The sequence below is a fragment of the Pacificispira spongiicola genome, assembly GCF_012926505.1.
Taxonomy (GTDB): Bacteria; Pseudomonadota; Alphaproteobacteria; order UBA8366; family Aestuariispiraceae; genus Pacificispira; species Pacificispira spongiicola.
In genome coordinates this window covers 502,259-526,080 of the sequence record NZ_JABBNT010000003.1, presented here as the reverse complement: position 1 = coordinate 526,080, position 23,822 = coordinate 502,259, and the positions used below count along the sequence as shown (strand labels likewise).

21 protein-coding genes and 1 other RNA gene are annotated in these 23,822 nt (G+C 63.6%); 8 read left to right on the top strand and 14 right to left on the bottom strand.

What is annotated here, in order from left to right:
• Positions 1-1,194: a CCA tRNA nucleotidyltransferase gene (locus HH303_RS11955; RefSeq protein ID WP_319637395.1), complete on the top strand. Its 1,194-nt coding sequence runs from the start codon at positions 1-3 to the stop codon at positions 1,192-1,194.
• A gap of 11 nt (positions 1,195-1,205) precedes the next feature.
• On the top strand, positions 1,206-1,841 hold the full coding sequence (locus tag HH303_RS11950) for a GDSL-type esterase/lipase family protein (RefSeq protein ID WP_169625556.1): 636 nt from the start codon (positions 1,206-1,208) through the stop codon (positions 1,839-1,841).
• On the opposite strand, the gene HH303_RS11945 is transcribed toward HH303_RS11950, so the two are convergent.
• From HH303_RS11945 to HH303_RS11910, 8 genes are all read right to left on the bottom strand, one after another.
• Entirely contained in the window at positions 1,838-2,029 is a 192-nt protein-coding gene (locus tag HH303_RS11945) for a hypothetical protein (protein ID WP_169625555.1), read from the bottom strand. The genes HH303_RS11950 and HH303_RS11945 overlap by 4 nt on opposite strands.
• Entirely contained in the window at positions 2,026-4,677 is a 2,652-nt protein-coding gene (gene mutS, locus HH303_RS11940) for a DNA mismatch repair protein MutS (RefSeq protein ID WP_169625554.1), read from the bottom strand. Before mutS ends, HH303_RS11945 begins: the two co-directional genes overlap by 4 nt.
• A gap of 71 nt (positions 4,678-4,748) precedes the next feature.
• The gene (locus HH303_RS11935; RefSeq protein WP_169625553.1) at positions 4,749-6,200 is read right to left on the bottom strand and encodes a DUF4139 domain-containing protein; all 1,452 of its coding nucleotides are present in this window, start codon (positions 6,198-6,200) and stop codon (positions 4,749-4,751) included.
• A 3-nt stretch (positions 6,201-6,203) separates the two neighbouring features.
• Complete coding sequence (locus tag HH303_RS11930) at positions 6,204-6,926, bottom strand: type 1 glutamine amidotransferase (protein ID WP_169625552.1); 723 nt, start codon at positions 6,924-6,926, stop codon at positions 6,204-6,206.
• Positions 6,927-6,949: 23 nt separating this feature from the next.
• The gene (gene recR / locus HH303_RS11925) at positions 6,950-7,540 is read right to left on the bottom strand and encodes a recombination mediator RecR (protein WP_169625551.1); all 591 of its coding nucleotides are present in this window, start codon (positions 7,538-7,540) and stop codon (positions 6,950-6,952) included.
• A gap of 5 nt (positions 7,541-7,545) precedes the next feature.
• Positions 7,546-7,869 carry a YbaB/EbfC family nucleoid-associated protein gene (locus HH303_RS11920; protein WP_169625550.1) on the bottom strand — a complete coding sequence of 108 codons (324 nt, stop codon included), beginning with the start codon at positions 7,867-7,869 and terminating at the stop codon, positions 7,546-7,548.
• A gap of 12 nt (positions 7,870-7,881) precedes the next feature.
• A complete protein-coding gene (locus tag HH303_RS11915; protein WP_169625549.1) occupies positions 7,882-9,819 on the bottom strand; it encodes a DNA polymerase III subunit gamma/tau in 1,938 nt (645 codons plus the stop codon).
• Between the two features lie 96 nt (positions 9,820-9,915).
• Positions 9,916-10,503 carry a TetR/AcrR family transcriptional regulator gene (locus HH303_RS11910; RefSeq protein ID WP_169625548.1) on the bottom strand — a complete coding sequence of 196 codons (588 nt, stop codon included), beginning with the start codon at positions 10,501-10,503 and terminating at the stop codon, positions 9,916-9,918.
• Positions 10,504-10,591: 88 nt separating this feature from the next.
• On the opposite strand from HH303_RS11910, the gene HH303_RS11905 reads away from it, so the two are divergent.
• A complete protein-coding gene (locus tag HH303_RS11905) occupies positions 10,592-11,227 on the top strand; it encodes a glutathione S-transferase family protein (RefSeq protein ID WP_169625547.1) in 636 nt (211 codons plus the stop codon).
• Positions 11,228-11,249: 22 nt separating this feature from the next.
• Here HH303_RS11905 and ffs read toward each other — a convergent pair.
• Positions 11,250-11,346, bottom strand: an RNA gene (gene ffs, locus HH303_RS11900) — signal recognition particle sRNA small type.
• Between the two features lie 63 nt (positions 11,347-11,409).
• Positions 11,410-13,008, bottom strand: a complete 1,599-nt coding sequence (locus tag HH303_RS11895) for a 5-guanidino-2-oxopentanoate decarboxylase (protein WP_169625546.1) — start codon at positions 13,006-13,008, stop codon at positions 11,410-11,412.
• A gap of 281 nt (positions 13,009-13,289) precedes the next feature.
• On the opposite strand from HH303_RS11895, the gene HH303_RS11890 reads away from it, so the two are divergent.
• Positions 13,290-15,716 (top strand): GcvT family protein, encoded by a 2,427-nt coding sequence (locus HH303_RS11890; protein ID WP_169625545.1) that lies wholly within the window; start codon positions 13,290-13,292, stop codon positions 15,714-15,716.
• A 265-nt stretch (positions 15,717-15,981) separates the two neighbouring features.
• Here the strand turns inward: HH303_RS11890 and HH303_RS11885 are convergent, their stop codons facing one another.
• Genes HH303_RS11885 through HH303_RS11870 form a run of 4 tightly spaced genes read right to left on the bottom strand, consistent with a single transcriptional unit; the run spans position 15,982 to position 19,308 of the window.
• Complete coding sequence (locus tag HH303_RS11885) at positions 15,982-16,623, bottom strand: phosphoribosylanthranilate isomerase (RefSeq protein WP_169625544.1); 642 nt, start codon at positions 16,621-16,623, stop codon at positions 15,982-15,984.
• A complete protein-coding gene (locus tag HH303_RS11880; RefSeq protein WP_169625543.1) occupies positions 16,613-17,473 on the bottom strand; it encodes a hypothetical protein in 861 nt (286 codons plus the stop codon). Before HH303_RS11880 ends, HH303_RS11885 begins: the two co-directional genes overlap by 11 nt.
• Positions 17,463-18,227 (bottom strand): orotidine-5'-phosphate decarboxylase, encoded by a 765-nt coding sequence (gene pyrF, locus HH303_RS11875; protein WP_406611270.1) that lies wholly within the window; start codon positions 18,225-18,227, stop codon positions 17,463-17,465. The genes HH303_RS11880 and pyrF overlap by 11 nt, the downstream gene beginning before the upstream one ends.
• Positions 18,228-18,258: 31 nt before the next feature.
• The gene (locus HH303_RS11870) at positions 18,259-19,308 is read right to left on the bottom strand and encodes an asparaginase (protein WP_169625541.1); all 1,050 of its coding nucleotides are present in this window, start codon (positions 19,306-19,308) and stop codon (positions 18,259-18,261) included.
• Between the two features lie 97 nt (positions 19,309-19,405).
• Here HH303_RS11870 and HH303_RS11865 point away from each other — a divergent pair, with 97 nt between their 5' ends.
• The 4 genes from HH303_RS11865 (at position 19,406) to HH303_RS11850 (ending at position 23,701) form a co-directional block, all read left to right on the top strand.
• Positions 19,406-19,984 (top strand): RNA methyltransferase, encoded by a 579-nt coding sequence (locus HH303_RS11865; RefSeq protein WP_169625540.1) that lies wholly within the window; start codon positions 19,406-19,408, stop codon positions 19,982-19,984.
• Between the two features lie 89 nt (positions 19,985-20,073).
• Positions 20,074-20,787: a response regulator transcription factor gene (locus tag HH303_RS11860; RefSeq protein ID WP_169625539.1), complete on the top strand. Its 714-nt coding sequence runs from the start codon at positions 20,074-20,076 to the stop codon at positions 20,785-20,787.
• Positions 20,788-20,832: 45 nt separating this feature from the next.
• Positions 20,833-22,569, top strand: coding sequence for a stimulus-sensing domain-containing protein (locus HH303_RS11855; protein WP_169625538.1), 1,737 nt, complete (start codon positions 20,833-20,835; stop codon positions 22,567-22,569).
• Between the two features lie 217 nt (positions 22,570-22,786).
• Complete coding sequence (locus HH303_RS11850) at positions 22,787-23,701, top strand: LysR family transcriptional regulator (RefSeq protein ID WP_169625537.1); 915 nt, start codon at positions 22,787-22,789, stop codon at positions 23,699-23,701.
• Positions 23,702-23,822 lie beyond the last annotated feature (121 nt).

The following is a 23,822-nucleotide window of genomic DNA, read 5'->3' as shown; positions in this document are numbered from 1 at the left end:
GTGAACCGCTTGACGCCCCCGGATTGGATGCTGGCATCCGATACAATCCGCGTTCAGGCCGCCCTGACCGACGCGAGAGGGACGGTGCGCTTCGTCGGCGGCTGCGTGCGCGACGCCTTGTTGGGGAGGAAGGTGAAGGATATCGACCTCGCCACCGATCTGACCCCGCCCGCGGTGATAGAGGCCCTGACCAAGGCGGGAATCCGGTTCATTCCGACCGGCATCGATCACGGCACGATCACCGCCCTGCCCGATCACCGCCCCTTTGAGGTCACCAGTTTACGCCGCGATGTCGAAACCGACGGACGCCGCGCGGTTGTCGCCTATACCACCGATTGGCGGGAAGATTCGCTGCGCCGGGATTTCACCGTCAACGCGCTCTATGCCGATGCCGACGGCACGATCACGGACTTCCATGGCGGGCTGGCCGATTTGGAAATGCGGCATCTGCGCTTCATCGGCGATGCCGATACGCGCATTCGAGAAGACGTTTTGCGCATCCTGCGATTCTTCCGGTTTCACGCGCAGATCAATTGCCCCGCCTTCGACCGCGTCGGGTTGGATGCCTGCCGCGCACGGCGGGATTTGTTACCCGAACTCTCCGCCGAACGGGTCGCCGGGGAACTGCTGCGCCTGATCGGTCTGCCGGACCCGATCGCGGCGCTGACCGTCATGCTCACGGACGGGTTCCTGGACCACTGGCTGCCGGAAGCGAAAGAAACCGCGGTGCTGGAGCGGCTGATCGACCGGACCGCCGATCCGATCCTGCGGCTCGCGGCCTTGCTGCCGACCGGCGCGGACGGGCAGGCCGTTGCGACCCGCTTGCGCCTGTCGAACAAGGACGCCGCGCGCCTGTCCTTCCTGACGGACAACGCCACGCCGCCCGGCGACGAAAAGGCCGCCCGCGCCACCGTCTATCACCTGGGGGCCGACCGCGCGCGGGACCGGGCGATCCTCGGCACCGCCCGTGACGGGGAGCGTCGGGCCGGGGACGGCTGGGCCCGGCTGAGTTCCGTCGCGCAGGGGTGGACACCGCCGTTGTTTCCGATATCGGGGAAGGATGCGATTGCGCTGGGCCTGATCCCCGGACCGGCGCTGGGAGCGGCCCTGACGCGGCTCGAGCGCGATTGGATCGACGGCGATTTTCTGGCCGACCGCGACACGCTGTTGGCCCGGTTGAAGACTATGTGTTAAGGAAAAGCACCGTGACCGTTCTGCGCATCTGCTTCATCGGCGACAGCGTCACCCTTGGGACAGGCGATGCGGCCTGCCGGGGATGGCCGTCCTACCTCAGCGCCCTGGAAATGGATCGCGGGCACGATGTCAGTTGCTACAATCTGGGTGTCCGGGCGGAAACCTCCCTGGACCTCGAAAAGCGATGGCGGGCCGAAGCGGCGCCGCGCCTGCCCGACCATGTCGCGGGCAAGCTGGTCTTCATGGTCGGCTTGAACGACTGCGCGGATTTCAACGGGACGGGCACGCGGGTCGATCCCGCCCTGTCCCTGGAAACGGCGAAGACGATGGTGGCAGAGGCGGCGGGTTGGAAACCGACCCTCTGGATCGGCCCGACCCCGGTGCGCAAACAACCGCCGATGATCGCCCCTGGGGAGGGCATCCGCTTCACCTTCGACCGGGCCCGTACGGCGGCCTTGAACGACGCCTACCGCGCGGCGGCGGCGGACATCGGCGTACCCTTCCTGGACCTGCACGCCCCATTGGCGGAAGATGCGGGCTGGAATGCGGATATGGAGGCCGGCGACGGCGTCCACCCGACCCAGGCGGGCCACCAAAGACTGGCGGAAGTCATTGCCGACTGGACTGCGTGGCGGGACTGGTTCTAGTCCAGCAGCTTCATCGCATCGGCGATGAGCAAGAGGGCGAGCAGGATCGCCGCGATCCGGACCATCGTCCCCAATGTCAGGCGTTTCGAGAACGCTTCCGTCCGGCGCTGTTCCATTTCCCGGCGATAGTCGGCGTAGCCTTTCCAGGCCGCTTTCTTCGGATCGGGCTTTTCGGAATTGTCGGTCACAGCAGCGCCTTCAACCGATACAGCGCGTCCAATGCCTCGCGCGGGGTCAGGTCGTCGGGATTCAGATCGGCCAGTGCCTCTTCCGCCGCGCTGGGGCCGGTATCGACAACAGCGGGCTGTGCGGGTTGCGACGCCGCACGGAACAGCGGCAGGTCGTCTACCAACCGCGTGACCGCGCCGGACTGTTCGCCTTTTTCCAGCGCGTGCAGGACTTCTTCCGCGCGCGACACCACGGCCGGGGGCAGACCCGCCAGCTTCGCGACATGGATGCCGTAGGACCGGTCGGCGGCGCCGGGGCCGACCTCATGCAGGAAGACGACCTCCCCATCCCATTCCTTCACCCGCATGCAATGGGGGCTGAGCGCGTCGAGCCGTTCCGACAGGGCGGTCAGTTCGTGATAATGCGTGGCGAACAGGGCGCGGGCCTTCGCCGCCTCGTGCAAATGTTCGACACAAGCCCAGGCAATGGACAATCCGTCGAAGGTCGCCGTGCCGCGCCCGATTTCATCCAGAATGACCAGGGATCGTTCCGACGCCTGATTCAGAATCGTGGCGGTTTCGACCATTTCGACCATGAAGGTCGACCGGCCCCGCGCCAGATCGTCCGCCGCGCCGACCCGGCTGAACAACCGATCCACCGCGCCGATATGGGCGTTCGCGGCGGGCACGAACAGACCGGCCTGAGCCAGGATCGCGATCAGGGCGTTTTGGCGCAAAAACGTCGATTTACCGGCCATGTTCGGCCCGGTCACCAGCCATAGACGCTGCGCCCGGCCCAAGTCGCAGTCATTGGCAACGAAGCCCTGCCCGTCGCCTTGCGACGCCAGCGCCGCCTCCACCACCGGATGGCGGCCGCCCTGAATGGCGAAGGACAGGGAGGCATCGACCTTCGGCCGGGAATAGTCGCGCGCCACGGCCAGGTCGCCCGCCGCGGACTGCAAATCCAGTTCCGCCAGGGCGCGGGCGGCCAGACCGATTTCGCGCGCGCGGGCCAGGGCCTCGCCCACCAGATCGTCAAAGATTTCCTGTTCGATGGCGAGCGCGCGGTCCCCGGCCTCGGCGATGTTGCGGGCCAGTTCGTTCAGTTCCACCGTCGTATAGCGCACGGCGTTCGACATGCTCTGCCGGTGGATGAAGGGTTCGCCGATCTTTTCCGAATGTTTGGCCGTCACCTCGATGAACCAGCCCAGCACATTGTTGTGCTTGATCTTCAACCCGTCGACGCCAGTATCCTGCTTGTAGCGGGATTCCAGTTCCAGGATCAGGCGGCGCCCCTGTTCGCGCAGGGTCACTTGTTCGTCCAGATGCGGGGCATAGCCCTTGGCGACGAACCCGCCGTCGCGGGCCAGCATCGGCACCTCATCCTTCAAGGCGCGGCGATAGCGATCGATCAGGATATCGTGGTTGCCCAGATCGCTCAGCGCCTCGACCAGCAAGGCAGGCACGTCGTCCGCCGCCCCGTGCAGCGCCTTGATCCGATTGCCCAGCGCCAATCCGTCGCGCAGGGCCAGCAGGTCGCGCGGCCCGCCGCGTCCGACGGTCAGGCGGCCCAGGGCGCGTTCCAAATCCGGCGCGCCTTTCAGGATATCGCGCAGGTCGCCGCGCAGCCCCGAATTCCCGGCATAGAAGGACACCGCGTCGTGCCGCGCCCCGATTACCGCCGGATCGGTCTGCGGCGCGGACAGGCGTTGCGCCAACAGCCGCGCGCCGGGGCCCGTCACCGTGCGATCGACGGCGGCCAGCAGGCTGCCCGAACGGTCGCCGGTCAGGGTGCGGGTGATTTCCAGATTGCGGCGCGTCGCCGGATCGATTTCCATCAAGGCCCCGGTCGCCAGACGCTGCGGCGCTTCCAGCCGCGGCATCTTGCCGACCTGCGTCAGGTCAAGATAGTCGACCAGCGCGCCCAAGGCCGCCAGTTCCGCCCGGTCGAAATCCCCGAAGGCATCCAGCGCCGCGACACCGAAGACATCTTTGAGCCGCCGTTCCGCATTGGTCGAATCGAACCGCGATTCCGGCAGCGGAGTCAGACGATCCCGCCATTCCCGGAACAGTTCGTAAAGGGCCGACCCTTCCTCGATCAATTTCTGACCCAGGATCAATTCCCCCGGCGCGATGCGGGACAGGGCGCTGGCAAGCCCCGCTTCCGCCACGGGCTGGCACAGCAATTGACCCGTCGAAATATCGCACCACGCGATCGCATAGCCGTCCGCCCCGGTGCGGGCCAAAGCCGCCAGATAATTCGCGGACCGGGCGTCCAGCAAGGTGTCTTCGGTCAGGGTTCCCGGCGTCACCACGCGCACGACGTCGCGCCGGACGACGGATTTCGCGCCGCGCTTCTTTGCTTCCGCCGGGTCTTCCGTCTGTTCGCAAACGGCGACACGGTGGCCCTTGCGGATCAGGCGCGACAGATAGGTTTCGGCGGCATGGACGGGGACGCCGCACATGGGGATTTCCTCCCCCAGATGCTGACCGCGCTTTGTCAGCGCGATGTCCAGGGCGGCGGCGGCCTGCTTCGCATCGTCGAAGAACAGCTCGTAGAAGTCGCCCATGCGGTAGAAAAGAAGGCAATCCGGATGCGCTTCCTTGATGCTCAAATACTGAGCCATCATCGGCGTCACTTGCGCCTGCTTTTCCCCCATTTCCGTCATGCGCCGAGACTATCCAAGCCGGTGGGAGAGTGAAAGAGCGAGTTGCCCCCTCCCCGGTTTTCCACGCCGCCTTACGGCTGCACTTTTGCAATATAGGTCAGCGTGGTTTCGCCGCGTGCCGGAATGTCGATTTCCCAGGTCAGGCCGCCCGCATCCTTCGACGCGACCTTGTGCGACGTATCGACCAGGGACCATTCCGCGCCGCCCAGACTTTCGGTCAGCTCCAGCGTGACCGCCTCTTCCCGACCGTTTCTCAGCACAATTTCGTGCGTCACGCGATACGGGGCCTGCCAGCGATTCGGCGCGGTCCCGGTGATTTCGTAATCGGTGACACGGCGCGTCGCGGTGATATCGAACGCCCGCCCCAGGGACAGCACGGCCTCGCCCCCGACCGGGAGGTGTTGCAGACTGTCCTCGCCCAGCAGAACATCCGGGGATGCATCGTCATCGGCGGCCAACCCGCCGAAGACCCGCACGATTCCAGCCGGCAGGGGCATGCCCAGCGGGCCGTCCTCGGCATTGTCGATTTTCAGGCTGACGGCCGGACGCAACCCGTCCACGGGCCCCATGCTCTGGCCGGGCCGCACAAGGCCGCTGCCGGTCAGGCGGTAGAGTTTTTCCACCGGCACCGTGACGGGGTCGATCAGGCTGCGGCGAATCTGACGGTTCGACGGCAGGTCGATCCGCGCGCCCAGGTCATAGACATGCACATCGCCCAGCGTCGCTTCCTGCGGCGGGGCGACGGCGGCGGAATCCGCCATCGGCATGGCGTTCAAGCTGCGTACCGCCATTTCCTGCGGCCCGCCGCCCTTCATCATCCGGGTCGTATCGCCCGCGACAAGACGGATCGCGGCATTGCGGAAATTGGTGCCGGTGCGATTGTCCAAAAGATAATGGCCGCTCAAGGTCAGGCCCGACCCGTCGGGCAGCAATTCGGCGGTATAATCCGCCGACCAGCCCAGTCCGGCTGTCAGATAGCGCACGGCAACCGGTTGCGTGCCCGACGGCGCATCGGTTTCCGCCAGGATTTCCAACCCGCCCACCATGCCGTCCGGCAGGCGGTCGAGCGCCAGCCGTCCATTCGGCGGCAGGATTTCATAACGACCGCCGGTCTTGATCAGGATACCGCCGACAGTCCCCATCAAGGTGCCGCGGATTTCGCGTTCCGCGCCGTCGCCCGCCGGTACCAGCCAGACGATTTCCTTGCCGACAGACCGTTGCAGCAAACTGTCCTGGGACAAGTTGTCCTGATGCAGGGTCAGGCTGTAGGCCGGTTTGCCCGCGATATCGACCAGCAGGCTGCCGGTATCCAGCGCATCCGGCAGATCGGACAGCAGAACCGATCCGCCCTCAATCAGCGACGCGGTGCGTTTCTCGCCGACGACGGAAATGCCGTCATTGTAGATGGCGATGGCGCTTTCCGTCATCGGTCCGGCGGCGACAGAGTCGGCGACGGCAGCATCCATAGCCGCCAGGGAAACCCCGGCGGAGAGGAGAAGTGAGTAGAGGGGCTTCTTCATCATTGCTTACAGGATCCCGTTCGCTTTGAGGAAATTGACGAAAAGACGCGGTGCATCCGGTGTCGGGTGATAGTTGTCCGATACCGACGCGGCCTTCGGCCCCCAAGATTCGGCCATGCATCGGTCGGTGGCTTCGGGATGGAATTGCACGGACATCCAGCCCCGTCCGTAATCCAACCCGCAATTCGGCATGGTAGCGGTCGTCGCAATCACCGTCGCGCCGTCCGGCACTGCGGCGACATGCTGTTCGTTGCCGAAATTGAAACGCGGCACGACCCCGTCGAAGAGCGGGCTTTCCCGCCCCGCATCGGTCAGGGAAACGGGGAACGTCCCGGCATGGACTTCGTCCAGATAGTCGACCGGCACGCCGCGCATCTTGGCAATCATCTGATGGCCGCCGCAGATACCGAAAACCGGCTTCGGGTTTGGGTCGGCCCAGAGGGTCGCCAGGAATTTTTCCAGATCGTGCTGCCAATCCAGCCCGTCATAAACGGAATGCCAACTGCCGCCGACGACGAAGACGTCGGCCTCGTCCGGGTCCGGCAAGGGATCGCCGCGGCAGATGCGGCGGCCTTCGTAGTCGATGACGTCCAGCAGCCCCAACCCGTCCAACATCAGTTCGAACCAATGGACTTCATTATCGCCGCCCGGCTGGTTCGCAAAAACTTGCGGGTCGTATCTGCCCGGCGCGCCCAACTGTCCCAGGAACATCAGTTTCTTCTTGGCCATTCCCCACACCCCCGAAATAATTCCTAAACCAATTGGCGCGATTTCAGGGCCGTCGCCAAGGTTCCGTCGTCCAGATAGTCCAATTCGCCGCCGACCGGCACGCCATGCGCCAGACGGCTGACCTTCACCCCCGACGGTTCCAGCCTTTCGGTCACGTAATGGGCCGTCGTCTGCCCATCCACCGTCAGGTTGGTCGCGAGGATCACTTCTTGTACCGGGTGATCGGGGCCGACCCGGGCCAGCAATGCGGCAATATTGAGGTCTTCCGGCCCCACCCCGTCGATGGCGGACAGGACGCCGCCCAGGACGTGATACCGGCCCCGAAACACCCCGGTGCGTTCCAACGCCCACAGGTCGCCCACCTGTTCCACGACACAAATCGCGGTTTGGTCGCGCGTCGGATCGCGGCAAATCGCGCAGGTATCCGACGTATCCAGATTGCCGCAGGTCGTGCAGGTGCGGATTTTATCCGCCGCTTCCGCCAGGGCCATGGCCAGCGGCTGCATCAGGCTTTCCTTGCGCTTGATCAGCATCAGCACGGCACGCCGCGCCGACCGGGGACCGAGCCCCGGCAGCCGCGCCAAAAGCTGCACCAATCGCTCGATTTCCTGCATGTCGGTTAGAAGGGCAGCTTCATGCCCGGCGGCAGTTGCAGTCCGCCCATCAATTCCTGGGTCTTTTCCCGCATGCGGTCGTCCGCCTTGCCCTTCGCATCGTTCACCGCCGCGACGATCAGGTCTTCCAGGACTTCCTTATCGTTCGGGTCGATCAGGCTGGGATCGATGGACAGGCGGCGCAATTCGCCCTTGCCGGTCACGGTCACATTGACCATGCCGCCGCCGGACGTGCCGTCGATTTCCAGCGTTTCCATCTGCGCCTGCATTTCCTGCATGCGCGACTGCATTTCCTGCGCCTGTTTCATCATACCGGCGAGATTCTTCATCGGGATCGGTCCTTATAGGTCGTCTTCTGGGTCGATATAGTCTTCGGGTGCCGCATAGTCATCCAACGCCTCTTCCGGCATGCCCGCGGGGGCCTCGGGAAGGGTCGGCTCGACACCGGTCACGCGCGTGATCTGCGCATTGGGAAAGGCCTTCATGACGGACATGACCAACGGGTCCTGTTCGGCCTTGCTCTTGCGGTCCTGGGCGGCACGGGTTTCCTGTTCCAGGACCGTCGGTTCGCCCGGTTCCTGGGACACGCTGACCACCCAGCGCATGCCGGTCCAATCGCCCAGCATCTTGCCGACCCGGCCCGTCAGGTCCGGCGGCGCATGACGGCCCGGCCGGAATTCCAGGCGGCCCGGCTCCAGCCGCACCAGATGCACGTCACGTTTCAGGGCGCTGGCCAGGATTCCCTCGCGCTTGGCTTCGAACATTTTCACCAGTTCGGCCATGGTCTTCGGCAGGTCGGCACGCGCTTGTGCCACCATGGGCGAAACATCCGGCGACGCGGCCACGGCCATGGCGGCCCCGCCGCGAATCAGCGTCGGACCGGGCATGCCGGACGCCCGTGCGCCGCCACCACTACCGCCACCGCCACTACCGCCACTTCCACCACCGGGCGCATTCCCGCCAGCGGCGGCCCCCGGCTGCAAGTCCTTCAACTTCGCGACCAGATCGCCCGGCGTCGGCATATCGGCGACATGCAACAGGCGGATGATCGCCATTTCCGCCGCCTGAATCGGGGACGGCGCGGCGCGGACCTCGCCCAGTCCTTTCAGCAGCATCTGCCAAACGCGGCTCAACACCGGGACGGACAGATTGGCGGCCATTTCCTTGCCGCGCGTGCGTTCCAATTCGGCCGTCGTCGGCCGGTCCAACGCATCCGGCACCAGATTGGCGCGGGTCAGGACATGGGTGATTTCCAGAAGGTCTTCCAACACCACCGCCGGGTCGGCCCCGGTCCGGTACATGTCGTCCAACAGGTCCAGCGCCGTGGCCGCGTCGCCCTTCATCACCGCGTCGAACAGGTCATAGACCCGCGTGCGGTCGGCGAGACCCAACATGTCGCGGACCTGTTCCGCCGAGACCGTATCGGCGCTGAGCGCGATGGCCTGATCCAAGATCGACAAACCGTCGCGCACGGACCCGTCCGCGGCGCGGGCGATCATGCCCACGGCTTCTTCGTCGATCCCGACGCCTTCCTGCTGGGCGACGGATTTGAAATGCGCGGCCAATTGATCGACCGGAACCCGACGCAGATCGAATCGCTGGCACCGCGACAGGACGGTAACCGGCACCTTGCGGATTTCCGTCGTCGCGAAGATGAATTTCACATGTTCCGGCGGCTCTTCCAGCGTCTTCAACAGCGCGTTGAAGGCGTTCTTGGACAGCATGTGCACTTCGTCGAGCACGTAGACTTTGTACCGCGCCGATACCGGGCGATAGCGCACACCGTCGATCAGTTCGCGGATATCGTCGACGCCGGTTCGGCTGGCGGCGTCCATTTCAATGACATCGACATGCCGGTCGGCGGCGATGGCGGTGCAATTGGCGCAAACGCCGCAGGGATGCACGGTCGGTCCGCCGTTTCCGTCCGGCCCGACGCAGTTCAGCGCCTTGGCCACGATCCGCGCCGTCGTCGTTTTCCCGACCCCGCGCACGCCGGTCAGCATGAAGGCCTGCGCGATGCGACCCGCCGCGATGGCGTTCGACAGGGTGCGAACCAGGGCTTCCTGACCGATCAGGCTGCTGAAATCCGACGGGCGGTATTTCCGCGCCAGGACACGATAGGCCTTGTCGTCCGGGACTTTAGTTTCTGCCACCGTCACAGGGGCCGTCGCCGGTTTGGCGGCCGGTTGAGGGGGCTCGTCGAATCCCAGGCCGGGGCCGTCCTGCACGGGCGGCGGCTCGTCGTCCAGATCGAAGGGCGGATCGTTCTCTGTGCTCATGGTTCTATCATCGCAAGCCGACCTGACCGGCACAACAGGGAAGACGGTTCCTCCTGTCAAAATCGTTCGGGTTGGTAACGAATCTCCGCCGTCGACCTAAAGCGTTTTCGCCGCGTCCCGACAGGCCCCCAATATCCGGTCCGACAGGCCTTCATCCTTCACCGCGCGGGATAGAATGATCCCGCCGATACACAAGGCCAGCATTCCAATCGTGGCGTCGTCGATGCCGTCCTCCCCGGTCGGCGTGCCTTTCAGGTCCGTCAGTTTCCGGGCGACATCCCGCGCATAGTCGTCAAACGCACCGCGCACCTTGTCGCCCGACCGTTCGATTTCCGGCGATAGCGGCGGCACGGAACAGCCCTGATCCACGCGGTCCCGATGTTCGGGGGACAGATAGGCGTCGATAAACGTTTCCGCACCGCACGAATCATCCGGACTCACCGCCGCCGCCTTCATCCGGCCGGCGAAGAGCGGCAGCGGTTCCTGCTGCATGTTCTTCATGATTTCGACCAGCAGGTCTTCCTTGCTTGAAAAATGGGCGTAGAAACCGCCGCGCGTCAGTCCCGCCGCCGCCATGATCGCGTCAATGCTGGCCGCCTGATAGCCGGTTCGGTTCATTTCCTGCCGGGCCGCAGTGACGATCTGCGCCCGGATCTTGTCCTTGTGGCCGGCGGGATAGGGCATGGCGATATCTCCAAAATATGTTGTTGAACATATTTTATAGGCGACCCACCCTGCCGCCAAGTTTCATCGACACAAGGAGGATTAACCCATGTCCCTGCACCTATACGGCCTGCCGCAAAGTTCGATGGTCTGGTCCGTCCGGCTGCTGCTGGCGGAAAAGGGGGTGCCGCATACCGTCGGCCTGACCGGTTGCACCGAATTGTTCGAAATGTCGAAATCGCCCGATCTGGACCTGCACCCGTTGCGAAAAATCCCGATCCTCGAACACGATGGAAAACGCCTGTTCGAGGTAACGGCGATCATGCGCTATATCGACCGGGTCTTCGACGGGCCGCGATTGCTGCCCGATACGCCCTATGAGGAAGGTCTGGCGGATCAGTGGTTGAGCGTCATCATGGCCTATGTCGATCCGGCGGCCATCCGCGCCCTCGTCCTCCCCATCGTCATCGGCAAAATGACCGGCACCCCGCCGGAAGAAACCGCTGTCACCGCCGCGACGGAACGGACCGCAAAGGGTCTGGATGTGATCGACGCCGCGTTGCAGGATCGGAATTTCTTCCTGGGGGACACGCCCTGTCCCGCCGATTTCGCGCTGTGGCCGATCCTGCATTATTTGCAAATGCTGCCCGTCGGCGCGCGACTGGTGAAACAACGCCCGGCCCTGAGCAGCCTGATGGAGCGTGTGCGCGCCCGACCCGGTTTCATCGAAACCGTTCCGACCTGATACAAGGGATTTTTAGGAAGGCGGAAGGTCGGCGTTAAGTGACCCGAGCGAAAATCTCGTTACGGCTGCTTCCTTCCGGACCTGACCGGGTTGGCGAGGCGCCCGTCCACCGCCGACCTTCCTGCGGCGCTATATGTTTCAGCGGACCCGGGATTGCAAGGAGAATCCCGATTCGGTCCCCCTTAAAGACCTGGAATGCCGTCCTGGACCTCGACCAATGTCGGGCCGTTGGCGGCGAAACCGGCCTTCAGGGCGTCGGCGATGTTCTCCGCGCGGTCGGGTCTGGCATAGGACCAGCGGAACGCCTTGGCCAGGGCCTCGAAATCCGGCGGTTCGGGGGTGACGCCGACGGTCTGGATGCGGCGGTTCACCATGTCGTCGCGGATCTGACCCAGCGCCCGGTTATTCCAGACCAGCGCCACGATGTTAAGGCCCAGTTCGGACGCCACCATCATTTCCGGCGCGGTATAGAGGAAACCGCTATCCCCCGCGACGGCGAGCACCGCGCGATCCGGGGCGCCGATCTTCGCACCGATGGCGGCAGGAAGGCCGTAGCCCAACGTCCCATACCCCGCCGGGAACAGGAACCGCCCCTTCGGCGGCAGCGGGAATTTCGGGATGGAGGTATAGATCACCTGCGTCATATCGCCGACGAGGACGCCGTCCTCCGGCATGGCCTGACCGATCTGTTCCAGGATCGCGGCGTGTTTGTCTTCCAGTTTCGGCAGGAAGCCTTCGAACGGTGTCGCGCGATAGGCGGCGGCGCGTTCGACGCCGTTATTGGTCGCGACCTGCGGGCCCAGTACGTCCAGCAGCGCCTCGACCGCCAGTTTCGCATCCGACCGGATGCCGACGGCAGGCCGGAAGCGCAGGTCGAATTCCGCCGCGTCGATATCGATGCGGATCAGTTTCCCCGGCAGGACGAATTGGTCGTTATAGGTGTCGTTGCGCGACAGTTCCGTGCCGATGGCCAGCACGACGTCGGCTTCGGACAGGACTTGATCGCAGACCGACGACCACATCAGGCAGCCCAGATGCAGCGGGTGGTTCGACGGCAGCACATCCTTGCCCGCCACGGTGCCCAGCGTCGGGCAATCCAGCCGTTCGGCCAGTTCGATAATCTGCTGCGCCGCGCCGCGCGCGCCGCCGCCGACCAGGATCAACGGGCGTTTCGCCTGATCCAGCAGGGTCGCCGCCTGTTCGATCGCATCCAATTCCGGGCCAGGTTTCGGGGCAGCCGGGCGCGGAGACCAGTCGGTGCGCGTCTGTTCCGCCAGCAAATCCAACGGCACGGACAGATGCACCGGACGCGGGCGGCGGCTGTTGAACTGATCGAAAGCGCGGGCGACGATGCCGGGCACTTCTTCCGGGTCGCTGGGCGTTTCCGAAAAAGCGCAGAGCGGCCGCGTCATGGCGGACTGATCCGTCACCTCATGCAGGCAGCCATAGCCCTTGCCCAGGGTTTCGCGCGGATTGTCGCTGCTGACCAGCAGGACCGGGACGCTGTCGGTGAAGCTCTGGCCCAGGGGGGTCATCGCGTTGGTGACGCCCGCCCCGGTGATGACGAAGGCGACGCCCGGCTTGCCGGTCATGCGGGCATAGCCGTCGGCCATGAAGGCGGCGCCCTGTTCGTGGCGCGGCAGGACGTGACGAATATTCGCGCCCGCGAAGCCGCGATACAGTTCCAGGTTATGCACGCCCGGAATGCCGAAAACGGTATCGACGCCATAGTCCTCCAGCAGCTTCACCAGCGCTTCGCCGCAGGTCGGTCTCGTGTCCATGTCGCGTCTCCTCATTATGCATCCCGGTCGATAAGGCGGGCACTCTAGACAGAAGCAACACACCTTTCCAAGCCCGTTTCACACGCTATGAACCGGCCTTGACGCTGGTTGAGTTTTTTTCATCTGCTTGGCGTTTTTCTTCCTGTTTCTCAACGGATTACATCAAGTCATGTAAATTGTTGTGGGGCTAGGCTGTCCTGCTTACGATCCTTTCCAAGACGCGCGGACAGGCCGTTCAACGCCCGCGCCATACAGAACGAGACAGTCCACGGGGAACGACCATGAGAGAACATGCGCGGGTTGTAATTATCGGCGGCGGGATAATGGGCTGCGGCCTGTTATATCATCTTGCGCAGGAGGGATGGACGGATTCCCTGCTGATCGAAAAGGGTGAGCTCACCTCCGGTATCACCTGGCACGCGGCGGGTCAGTGCCCCAGTTTCATCGCCGATTACAACATGGCGAAAATCCACCACCACGGAAACACGCTCTATCCCAAGCTTGAGGAAATGACGGGCCAATATGTCTCCTGGCATGGCTGCGGCGGACTGCGTTTCGCGATGAACGAGGCGGAACTCGACTATTTCAAGAAGGTCGAGGGCACGTCGAAACTGATCGGCTTCCGCATGCAGGTCATCGGCCCGGACGAAATCAAATCCGTCTACCCCCATGTCGACACGACGGGGGTTCTCGCCGCCGCCTGGACCCTGGATGACGGGCATGTCGATCCGGCAGGCTGCTGCAACGCGCTGGCCAAGGGCGCCCGCGACATGGGTGCGGAAATCGAGCGCCGAAACCGCGTCCTCGACGTCAAGCAACTGCCCAGCGGCGAATGGCAGGTGGTGACGGAAAAGGGCACCGTGACCTGCGAACACGTCGTGAATGCCGGCGGCTGCTATGCCCGAAAGATTAACCAATGGGTCGGCTCCGACGTGCCGATCACGAATATGAAACACCATTATCTCGTCACCGAGGCGATCCAGGAATTCATCGATTCCGACACGGAAATGCCCGTGATCCGCGATCCTTGGGCGTCCTCCTATTACCGGCAGGAGCAGAAATCCGGCCTGATCGGCATCTACGAAACCGAAGGCGCGCAGGAAGCCTGGGCGGAGCGTGGCGGCTATCCCGAATGGGACAGCGAGAACGAGTTGTTCACCGACGAATTGGACCGCATTTCCCCCTGGATCGAAAAAGTGCTGGAGCGCATGGAGATTTGGGGCGAAAGCGGCATCAAGCGCATCGTCCACGGCGCCATCCCCCACACGCCCGACGCCAACCCGCTGCTCGGCCCGACCGGCGGCTTGAAGAATTTCTGGCAGTGCTGCGGCTCGTCCATCGGCATCGCGCAGGGGGCCGGCTGCGGCAAATATCTGGCGCAATGGATGGTCCACGGCGAATCCGAAATAAACATGGCGGGCCTGGACCCGCGCCGCTTCGGCCGCTGGGCGGATGAAGATTACGTCCGCGCCCGGTCCATCGAAGACTACGAACATATGTACATCCTGCACCTACCGGGTGAGGAACGCCCGGCAGGCCGGGGCAAGCGCGAATCCTCGCTATATGACGCGCTGAAACAGGCTGGCGGCCTCTACACCACCGCCTCCGGCTGGGAACGGGTGAAGTATTACTCCCCCGACGGGCGCGACGAGGAAGCGGGCTTCCGCCACAACAACGCCTTCGACGCGGTCGGCGCGGAATGCCGTCATGTCATGGAAAAGGTCGCAGTGGCCGACCTGTCCTCCTTCGCGAAATTCGAGGTTTCCGGCCCCGACGCACCCGTCCTGCTGGACCGCGTCTTCGCCAACCGCATGCCGAAGAAGGTCGGCGGCATCGCCCTGGCCCATATGCTGAACGCCGACGGGATGATCGAAGGCGAAGCGACCGTGACCCGATTGGCGGAGGATCGCTATTACGTCCTGTCCGCCGCGGCGGCGGAAGTCCGCGATATGGATTGGCTGACCCAGCATATCGAACCGGGCGAGACCGTGACGGTCGAAAACGTGTCCAACGCCTGGGGCAACCTCGTCCTCGCAGGTCCGAAAAGCCGCGACGTCCTGTCCCAGATCACCGACGCGGACCTGTCGAACGAGGGTTTCCGCTGGCTGACAGCGCAGGAAATCACCGTCGCGGGCGTCTCCGTCCGGGCGCTGCGCGTCAACTATATCGGCGAATTGGGCTGGGAACTGCACTGCCCGATGGACGGCATGCCCACAGTCTATGCCGCCTTGATGGAGGCCGGAAAGGCCCACGATATCGGCCATTTCGGCACCTATGCCGTCAACGCCATGCGCATGGAAAAGGCCTATCGCGGCTGGGGCTCCGAACTGACCAACGAAATCACGGCGATCGAGGCAGACATCGAACGCTTCGTGAAACTCGACAAGGACTTCCTGGGCAAGGCCGCGACGCAGCAGCGCAAACAGGACGGCCCGCACGGCAAGATCGTCTATCTGGAACTGGAAAAGGGCGATAACGAATCTGTCGGCGGCGAAGCGATCACCATAGAAGACGGAACCGTCATCGGCCTCACCACGTCCGGCGGCTATGGCCACCGTACCGGCAAAAGTCTCGCCTTCGCCTATGTGAAGCCGGACTACGCCGCACCGGGCACGGAAATGACCGCGTGGCTCTTGGGCGCACCGCGCAAGGCCACGGTCCTGGCCGACCCGGTCTATGATTCAGCGAACGAAAAGCTGCGGGCGTAGCCTTATAAGTGGAACCGCCAAGGACGCTGAGAAGGGCACGGAGGGCGCAAAGTTCTCCCCCCGTCATTCCCAAAAATCCAGCCTGCACGGGGGCGGCGATTTTGACTTGGCGGTCTTCGCGCCCTTCTTAGCGACCTTGGCGGTAAACTCGGTCCTCTCGTCACCCAAGCCACCCGTCACCCTGACGCAGGCCAGGCTCCAGAGCGTCCGGCACAAACCCAGCGTCCGCCTGGGTCCTGGTCTGCGCCAGGACGACGGCAGAGGCTTAAACCGAGCGCACGGCGTCCAGGAAGGCCTTGATCTTGGCGGGGTCCTTCTTGCCCGGCGCGCTTTCGACGCCGGACGAGGTATCGACGCCGGGCGCGCCGGTCATGCGGATGGCGGATTTCACATTGTCGGGGGTCAGCCCGCCCGCCAGCAGCCACGGCACGCCGAATTTGCGGCCTTCCAACACGGTCCAGTCGAAGGCTTCGGCATTGCCGCCGGGGCGGGTCGCGTCCTTCGGCGGTTTGGCGTCGAACAGCAGGCGGTCGCAGACCTTCGCATAGCGGTCGGCGCTGACGAGGTCGTCGGCATCCCGCACCTTGATCGCCTTATAGACCTGACGGCCCGTGCGGTTCTTCAGGTCTGCGCAGCGGTCGACCGGCTCCTCCCCATGCAATTGGATCGCGTCCAGTTTCACGCGGCTCAACACCCGGTCGATCAACTCATCGTCCGGATCGACGAACAGGCCGACGGTCACCACATGGTCCGGCACCAAACCCGCCAGCATCGCCGCATCCTCCACCGCGATATTGCGCGGGCTGGGCGGAAAGAAGACAAGCCCCACCAAATCCGCGCCATAGCGGATCGCGGCATTCATCGCCGCCGGATCGGTCAACCCGCAGATTTTTGCTTCAGTCTTCATTCAACGGTTCGCTATTCGGTATGAAAATTCTATAGGCCGTATATGCCATCCCGATCCAAACAAGCCAAACAAGTACAGTCGATAATGCTGTCGGCTGCATGGCGTAAACGCCAAGGTCAATTCCGAGAGCCGCATTGAGCCATGGAGACACAAACGCGCCAGTCGTTGAAATCACCGCAACCAATGCCGCCCAGATAATTACGATCGAAACGCAAAGCAGCGCGACGAAGCCCGGAAACCGCCGATAAATCCATAAAAACCGCTCCGGCGTTGCAGCGTTCGATACTGTCACGGTTCGAAAGAGCGAAAACCATAGCGGAAGCGTTACGGCGACGGCGATCAATCGCTCAAAGAACAAATAAACGACGGTCACAGCGGTTGCGGCGCTGCCGGTCAATGCGGTGGTCGCGATCAACGGGCCCAATAGCGCCACACGGAAAGCGTCAACCATTGTATCGATAATGAAAATCAACAGAACGAAGAACAATGCCATCGCTCGACCGCGCTCAAACGAGAACGGTCCCAACAAGCACCACGGCAGTCCGCGCCCCTGTAGCCGCGCCACCCAACAGGTCGACAGGATTGCAAATGCAACGAAGCCCATCGCGTTCGGGACGATGGTTACCGCCCCCATTCGGACGCCCAACCATAACGGAGAGCTGTAGTCCGTATCCATCACGGATGCGAAATCCAACACCGTCATGGTTGCCGCCAATGTGCCGACGAGGAGCGCTATCGGAATGATCGAAACAGCAGTCACCGTGCCGAAATGGCGAAGCATCGCCTTCAGCGAGGTGCGAAAACAAAGCCAGACAAGCGCAAGGGCGGAGGGGAATTCACTATCCCGCATCGACGTCCGCCGCGATGGCCTCCGCCGCCGCCGCCGGGTCTTCCGCGCCGGTGATGGGGCGGCCGATGACCAGGAAGTCGGCGCCTTCGGCAATGGCCTGGGCCGGGGTCATGACGCGTTTCTGGTCGCCCAGCGCCGCGCCCGCCGGGCGGATGCCGGGAACGATCAATTTGAAATCCGGGCCGCATTCGGCGCGGAGGGCGGCGATTTCGTGGGAGGAGCAGACGACCCCATCCAGCCCCGCCTTCTGCGTCAAGGCGGCGAGGCGCAGGACCTGATCGCGGGCCGGGCCGATCTGGCCGGTCGCGTCGAGGTCCCCGTCGTCCATGCTGGTCAGGACGGTGACGGCGATCAGCATCGGGCGGACGATGCCGAGTTGCTCGGCCTCAAAGTTGGCGGCATCCAGCGCCGCCTTCATCATCGCCGGACCGCCCACGGCATGGACGTTCAGGATCGACGGGGCCAGCGGCATGGCGGAGCGCACGGCCCCCGCCACCGTATTCGGAATATCGTGGTATTTGAGGTCGAGGAACAGGCGCTGCTGTTTTGCGGGCTCGCCCCTCGGCGTTTCCTCCGGTCCCGCGCGCACGACCTGCCGCACCCCCTGCGGGCCGTTGGCGTTGAAGAATTCCAAACCCAGCTTGATGCCGCCGACCTTGCCCGCCAATTGCCGCGACAGCGCCGTCGCCTTATCGACGTCGGGCGTGTCCAGGGCGACCAGGATACGGTCGCGCGGTTTGATCGGGGTGGCCATCTGGGTCATGCGGGTCTCCTCAATGGTGGTTTTAGAAACTAATCCAGCTTTTGGCGGCGCGGATGTCGCCGACGACGCGGTCGGCGCGGTTTTTCAGGCTGGGATTCAGCCAGGGGCCCATCGCCGCCATCTGATCCTCATCGATCACGCCGATTTGGCGCAACAAGGCCGCCATCATGGTTTCCGACCCGCGCGTCGCGCCGTCATCGCATTTCAGCGCCACGCCCAGACCATATGCCGGCAGGGAGGCGCAGAAGACCCCTTCCGCCCCGGTCTTGATGAAGGCTTTGTCGCCCAGGATTTTCATCACCTCCGTACAGAAACGCCCGGTCCCGGCGACCATAAACGGATTCGCGAAGACCGACGCCTTGATCCGCTCAATCGCCTTCGCCCGCGCCTCGGGCAGGTCCTTCGGTTCCGCGATCCGCGCGAAGCCGTAGGCCAGGTTTTCCAGAGGGATCGGCCAGTTCGGCGCGGAACAGCCGTCGATGCCGGGCGCGACGTCGGACAGATCGACGGCGCAGAGCTGTTCCATCGCGCCGACGATGCGCTGCTGCACCGCATGGGTCTGGTTCACATAGCCCTTGGTCGGCACGCCCAGATGCTTGGCCAGCGCCAGCATGCCCGCATGCTTGCCCGAACAGTTGTTGTGCAACTGATTCGGTTCCTCGCCCGCGCGGGCCATGCGGTGCGCGTCTTCCTCGCGATAGGGCCAGTGGCTGCCGCATTCGAGGTCCGCTTCCGTCAGACCCAGCTTGGTCAGCATGGACAGGGTGGTTTCCGTATGACCGACCTCCCCATTATGCGACGAACAGGCCAGCGCCACTTCCGCATCGGTGAAGCCCGCCGCTTCCGCCGCGCCGCTTTCGACCATGGGCAGGGCCTGCACCGCCTTGATGGCGGAGCGCGGGAAGGTCGGGCGTTTGATATCGCCCCAGGATTCCTGAACCTTGCCGGTGAAATCGACAATGGCGGCATATCCGCGATGGCGGCTTTCGACCACGCCGTTGCGCGTGACCTCCACCGTCAACGGATTCGCGGCGTCGCCGCTGCTGGACAGGGAGATCGCATCCTGAGACATGGTTCGGCCTCGTTTGAGTTTGAAGTCGGGCGAACTTGCCTCCACGGGCGGGTTTGTGCAAGGTCGGCGGCGTTCTTGAACAGGAGAATTTGAGCGTATGCAGTCACGCGGCTACTTCGGCCTGGGGGTCGAAGGCATTTCGAAACCCATGAATGCGGGCACCTTGATGCGCACCGCCCATGCCTTCGGCGCAAGCTTCGTCTTTGCCGTATCCCCCTATGTCGACATTCGCGGCATTCGGAAATCGGACACGTCGGGCACGGCGGATCAGGTACCCTATTACGAATGGGCGACGGTGGACGATATCGCCCTGCCGCGCGGGTGTCAGATCGTCGGCATCGAACTGGTCGAGGAGTCCATCGAAATGCCGTCCTTTCGCCACCCAGACCGCGCGGCCTATATCCTGGGGCCGGAACGCGGGTCCCTGTCGCCGGAAATGCTGGCGCGCTGCGACCATGTGGTGAAGATTCCGATATCCTTCTGCGTCAATGTCGGGATCGCGGGGGCCATCGCGCTGTATGACCGGATGATCAGCCGCGGCCGCTTCGCCGAACGCCCGGTCAGCGCGGGCGGACCGGTCGCCCCGCGCAAGGCGCATGTGCATGGCGAACAGGTCTTCCGCACCAAGAAGACGGTGAAAAAAGCCACGCCCCGACGGGTTCAGGCCCCAGAATGATCCTGGACCTGCCACAATTCCGCCCAGACTGTCGGGCGTTATGGCATTCTATCGCGTGAACAGGCTCACCTAAATCAGGGGAAACTTGAATGGGACAGCAGATTGCCCTGGTCGACGACGACCGCAACATCCTGACTTCCGTCACCATCGCGTTGGAGGCTGAAGGCTACACGGTCACAACCTATACCGACGGCGAAACCGCGTTGCGCGGCCTGACGACGCGGCCGGTCGATCTGGCGGTCCTGGATATCAAGATGCCGCGCATGGACGGCATGGAGCTGCTGCAGAAGCTGCGCCAGAATTCGGAATTGCCGGTGATCTTCCTGACGTCGAAGGACGATGAGGTCGATGAGCTGATGGGCCTGCGCATGGGCGCGGACGACTATATCAAGAAGCCGTTCTCCCAACGCCTGCTGATCGAACGCATCCGCGCCCTGCTGCGCCGTGCCGAACTGGAACAGCGTACGGCGGAGGGCGGCACGGCCCAGAAGACGCAGGGCGCCTTTACCCGGGGCGATCTGGTCATGGACGGCGACCGGCATCTGTGTACCTGGAAGGGCGACCCGGTGAAGCTGACGGTCACCGAATTCCTGCTGCTGAAGGCCCTGGCGCAACGGCCCGGTCTGGTGAAAAACCGCGACCAGCTGATGGACGCGGCCTATGGCGAAAACATTTATGTCGACGACCGGACGATCGACAGCCATATCAAGCGCCTGCGCAAGAAGCTGCGCGCCGCCGATCCGGAATTCGACCGGATCGAAACCCTGTACGGCGTCGGCTATCGCTACAAGGAAGACGAATAACGCAACCGCTCCCGTGATGTGTAATACGTCATGGGGCGGTCCGGGATGGTGACGTTGGGGACGCTTTTTGCCGAAAAACCGGCCGAACAACAGGCCGATACGCGCAGTACGCGGCGGGAAACCAAACGCCGCCAGCGTGCCGAACGGCGTTTGCGCCGTCGTCATCGGCTGTCCCCGCTGACCCGGAAGATTCTGGCCGTCAACCTGCTGACCCTGCTGATCCCGGTTCTGGGCATCCTCTATCTGGGCCCCTATCGCGACCGGTTGATCGAACAGGAACTGGATGCGCTGCGGGAACATGGCGAAATCTTTTCCGGGGCACTGGGCGAAGGCGCGATCGGCCTGCTGGATAACGGACAGGAGGTTCTGAACCTCGTCCCCGCCCGCGATCTGGTCCGGCGTCTGTCCGCGGCCAGCGAGGTGCGGGCGCGGTTCTTCCTGGCGGACGGGTCGCTGGCGGTGGACAGTCGCCGCCTGGGTCAATACGGCGCGTCGATCCTGGTCGAGGAGCTGGACGACCCGATCGATACCGACACGTTCGAACCCATGGTGAACCCGGTTCTGGGCGCGTTCGAAAAGGTCCTGCACTGGATCGAAAACCGCGACTACCCGCTCTATCACGACCGCCGCGACTCGACCGTGGCCGATTATCCCGAAGCCGTGCGCGCCCTGTCCGGCGAAATCGTCGGTGTCGTCCGACGGGACAGGAACCGCAATCTGGTCCTATCCGTCGCCCTGCCGGTGCAGCGCTATGTCCATGTTTTCGGCAGCCTGCTTCTGTCCCGCGACGGCACCCGCATCGACATTGCCATGCGCGATGTGCGCCTGACCGTTCTGGCCGTCTTCGCCGTCGCCCTCGTCCTGACGACGCTGCTGTCCCTGTATTTCGCGGGCACCATCGCGCGCCCCATCCACCGGCTGGCGGAAGCCGCCGAAAAGGTCCGGCACAGCGTCGGGCGCGATCCGGCAACGATCCCCGACCTGACCAAGCGCCGCGACGAAATCGGCGACCTGTCCGCCGTTCTGCGCGAAATGACGGAAGCGCTGACCAGCCGCATCACCGCCATCGAGCGTTTCGCCGCCGATGTCAGCCATGAAATCAAGAATCCCCTGACCTCCCTGAAAAGCGCCATCGAAACCATTCAGCGCGTGAAGTCCCAGGACCAGCAACGCGAATTGCTGCGCATCGTGAAGGAAGACGTGGAACGGCTGGACCGCCTGATCACCGATATTTCGGACGCGTCGCGGCTGGATGCGGAACTGGGACGGGTGGAAACGGAAACCGTCGACCTGTCGGTGATGATGGATGTTCTGGTCGGCATGCGGCGGACGGCCCATGGCGACGACGAACCGGAACTGGCCCGCGACAAGGACCGCCCCGTCCTGTCGGCCACGGTCCTCGGCGACGGCCCCTTCACGGTTCAGGGGAACGAGGATCGCCTTGTTCAGGTCTTGCAGAACCTGATTTCCAACGCCGAGAGTTTCAGCCCGCCCGGCGGCCGCATCACCCTGTCCGTGCGCCGCGAGGCCAACTGGATCGAGCTGCGCTGCGAGGATGAAGGCCCCGGCATTCCGGACAACAAGCTGGCGGCGATTTTCGACCGTTTCTACACCGAACGGCCGGATCACGAGGCCTTTGGCGGCCATTCCGGCCTGGGCCTGTCGATCTGCAAACAGATCGCCGAAGCCCATGGCGGCACGATTACCGCCGAAAACCGGGTCGGACGGGACGGAAATCGCGGCGGCGCGCGGTTCATCCTGCGCCTTCCGGCAGCAGCCTGACCGGCAGTCGGACGGACCGATTTTTATTCCCGCAACGCAAAAAACTCAATAAAATACCGATCGTCTTGTAACTTTCAGAACAACCAATAACTTGTTTCTGATTGGAATAGATGGAATTAAATTATATACATCCGTGACAAGACGGATAAAAAGAACGCGCCGGCACAAACGATAAAGCCAAGAAGCCGGTCGCCAAAAAGCGGGGGATCGCCAAACAATGGATAGAGCCGGAGAAATGGCCGTCTTCACCAAAGTGGTGGAGGAAGGAAGCTTTTCGAGTGCCGCGCGCGCGTTGAAACTGACGCCGTCGGCTGTCAGCAAACAAATCGGACGGCTGGAAGACCGTCTGGGCGTGCGTCTTTTGAACCGCACGACGCGGCAACTGTCGGCGACGGAGGAAGGCGACGCCTTCTATCAGCGCTGCGTCCGCATCCTGACCGATATGGAAGAGGCGGAAATCGCCGTCAGCCAGCGTCATTCCGCCCCGCGCGGGACCCTGCGCGTGAATTGCGGCGTCGCCTTCGGCAAACACCAGATCAGCCCGCTTATTCCGGAATTCCTGGAACGGTTCCCCGAAGTGAATGTCGAAATGACCCTGACCGACGCCCTGTCCGATCTGGTCGAGGAAGGTCAGGACGTCGCCATTCGTTTCGGCAAGCTGCAGGACAGTTCCATGGTCGCCCGTCAATTGGCGGTCAGCCGCCGTGCGATCTGCTGCTCGCCGGAATATCTGCAACGTTTCGGCGAACCGAAACATCCCAGCGAACTGACGGCCCATAACCGGTTGGGCTTTTCCACCGCGATCCATCTGAACGAATGGATTTTCCGCCTGCCGGACGGGTCGGAATATCCGGTGAAGGTCGAAGGCAATTTCACCGCCAATAACGGCGAGACCATTCACGAAATGGTGCTGGCCGGTCTGGGCATCGCGCGTCTGGCGGAATTTCTGGTGTCGTCGGAAGTCCGCGAGGGCAAGCTGGTGCGGATTCTGAAGCCCTTCTATCGCGACGTGGAAGTGCCGATCAACGCGGTCTATCCGACGCGTCGGCATCTGTCGCCCAAGGTGCGGGCCTTCGTCGATTTCCTGGTGGAAAAATTCAACCCCGTTCCGCCTTGGGAAGCCGAATCCTGAGGACCTGGTTCCCAGCGGAACGGGGTCGGAGTTGGGATGGGATAGAAGAGTTCACAGGGATGGTTTCCGCTGCCAACGCTTCATCGCCCCGAAGGACGATGAGGTAACGCTATCCCTGTTA

What these genes read in the sequence shown, in the direction of transcription:
- mutS (WP_169625554.1), bottom strand. Translation starts at nt 4,677, where the DNA reads ATGACGGAAATGGGGGAAAAGCAGGCGCAAGTGACGCCGATGATGGCT.
- HH303_RS11935 (WP_169625553.1), bottom strand. Translation starts at nt 6,200, where the DNA reads ATGATGAAGAAGCCCCTCTACTCACTTCTCCTCTCCGCCGGGGTTTCC.
- HH303_RS11930 (WP_169625552.1), bottom strand. Translation starts at nt 6,926, where the DNA reads ATGGCCAAGAAGAAACTGATGTTCCTGGGACAGTTGGGCGCGCCGGGC.
- recR (WP_169625551.1), bottom strand. Translation starts at nt 7,540, where the DNA reads ATGCAGGAAATCGAGCGATTGGTGCAGCTTTTGGCGCGGCTGCCGGGG.
- HH303_RS11920 (WP_169625550.1), bottom strand. Translation starts at nt 7,869, where the DNA reads ATGAAGAATCTCGCCGGTATGATGAAACAGGCGCAGGAAATGCAGTCG.
- HH303_RS11915 (WP_169625549.1), bottom strand. Translation starts at nt 9,819, where the DNA reads ATGAGCACAGAGAACGATCCGCCCTTCGATCTGGACGACGAGCCGCCG.
- HH303_RS11910 (WP_169625548.1), bottom strand. Translation starts at nt 10,503, where the DNA reads ATGCCCTATCCCGCCGGCCACAAGGACAAGATCCGGGCGCAGATCGTC.
- HH303_RS11905 (WP_169625547.1), top strand. Translation starts at nt 10,592, where the DNA reads ATGTCCCTGCACCTATACGGCCTGCCGCAAAGTTCGATGGTCTGGTCC.
- HH303_RS11895 (WP_169625546.1), bottom strand. Translation starts at nt 13,008, where the DNA reads ATGGACACGAGACCGACCTGCGGCGAAGCGCTGGTGAAGCTGCTGGAG.
- HH303_RS11890 (WP_169625545.1), top strand. Translation starts at nt 13,290, where the DNA reads ATGAGAGAACATGCGCGGGTTGTAATTATCGGCGGCGGGATAATGGGC.
- HH303_RS11885 (WP_169625544.1), bottom strand. Translation starts at nt 16,623, where the DNA reads ATGAAGACTGAAGCAAAAATCTGCGGGTTGACCGATCCGGCGGCGATG.
- HH303_RS11880 (WP_169625543.1), bottom strand. Translation starts at nt 17,473, where the DNA reads ATGCGGGATAGTGAATTCCCCTCCGCCCTTGCGCTTGTCTGGCTTTGT.
- pyrF (WP_406611270.1), bottom strand. Translation starts at nt 18,227, where the DNA reads ATGGCCACCCCGATCAAACCGCGCGACCGTATCCTGGTCGCCCTGGAC.
- HH303_RS11870 (WP_169625541.1), bottom strand. Translation starts at nt 19,308, where the DNA reads ATGTCTCAGGATGCGATCTCCCTGTCCAGCAGCGGCGACGCCGCGAAT.
- HH303_RS11865 (WP_169625540.1), top strand. Translation starts at nt 19,406, where the DNA reads ATGCAGTCACGCGGCTACTTCGGCCTGGGGGTCGAAGGCATTTCGAAA.
- HH303_RS11860 (WP_169625539.1), top strand. Translation starts at nt 20,074, where the DNA reads ATGGGACAGCAGATTGCCCTGGTCGACGACGACCGCAACATCCTGACT.
- HH303_RS11855 (WP_169625538.1), top strand. Translation starts at nt 20,833, where the DNA reads ATGGTGACGTTGGGGACGCTTTTTGCCGAAAAACCGGCCGAACAACAG.
- HH303_RS11850 (WP_169625537.1), top strand. Translation starts at nt 22,787, where the DNA reads ATGGATAGAGCCGGAGAAATGGCCGTCTTCACCAAAGTGGTGGAGGAA.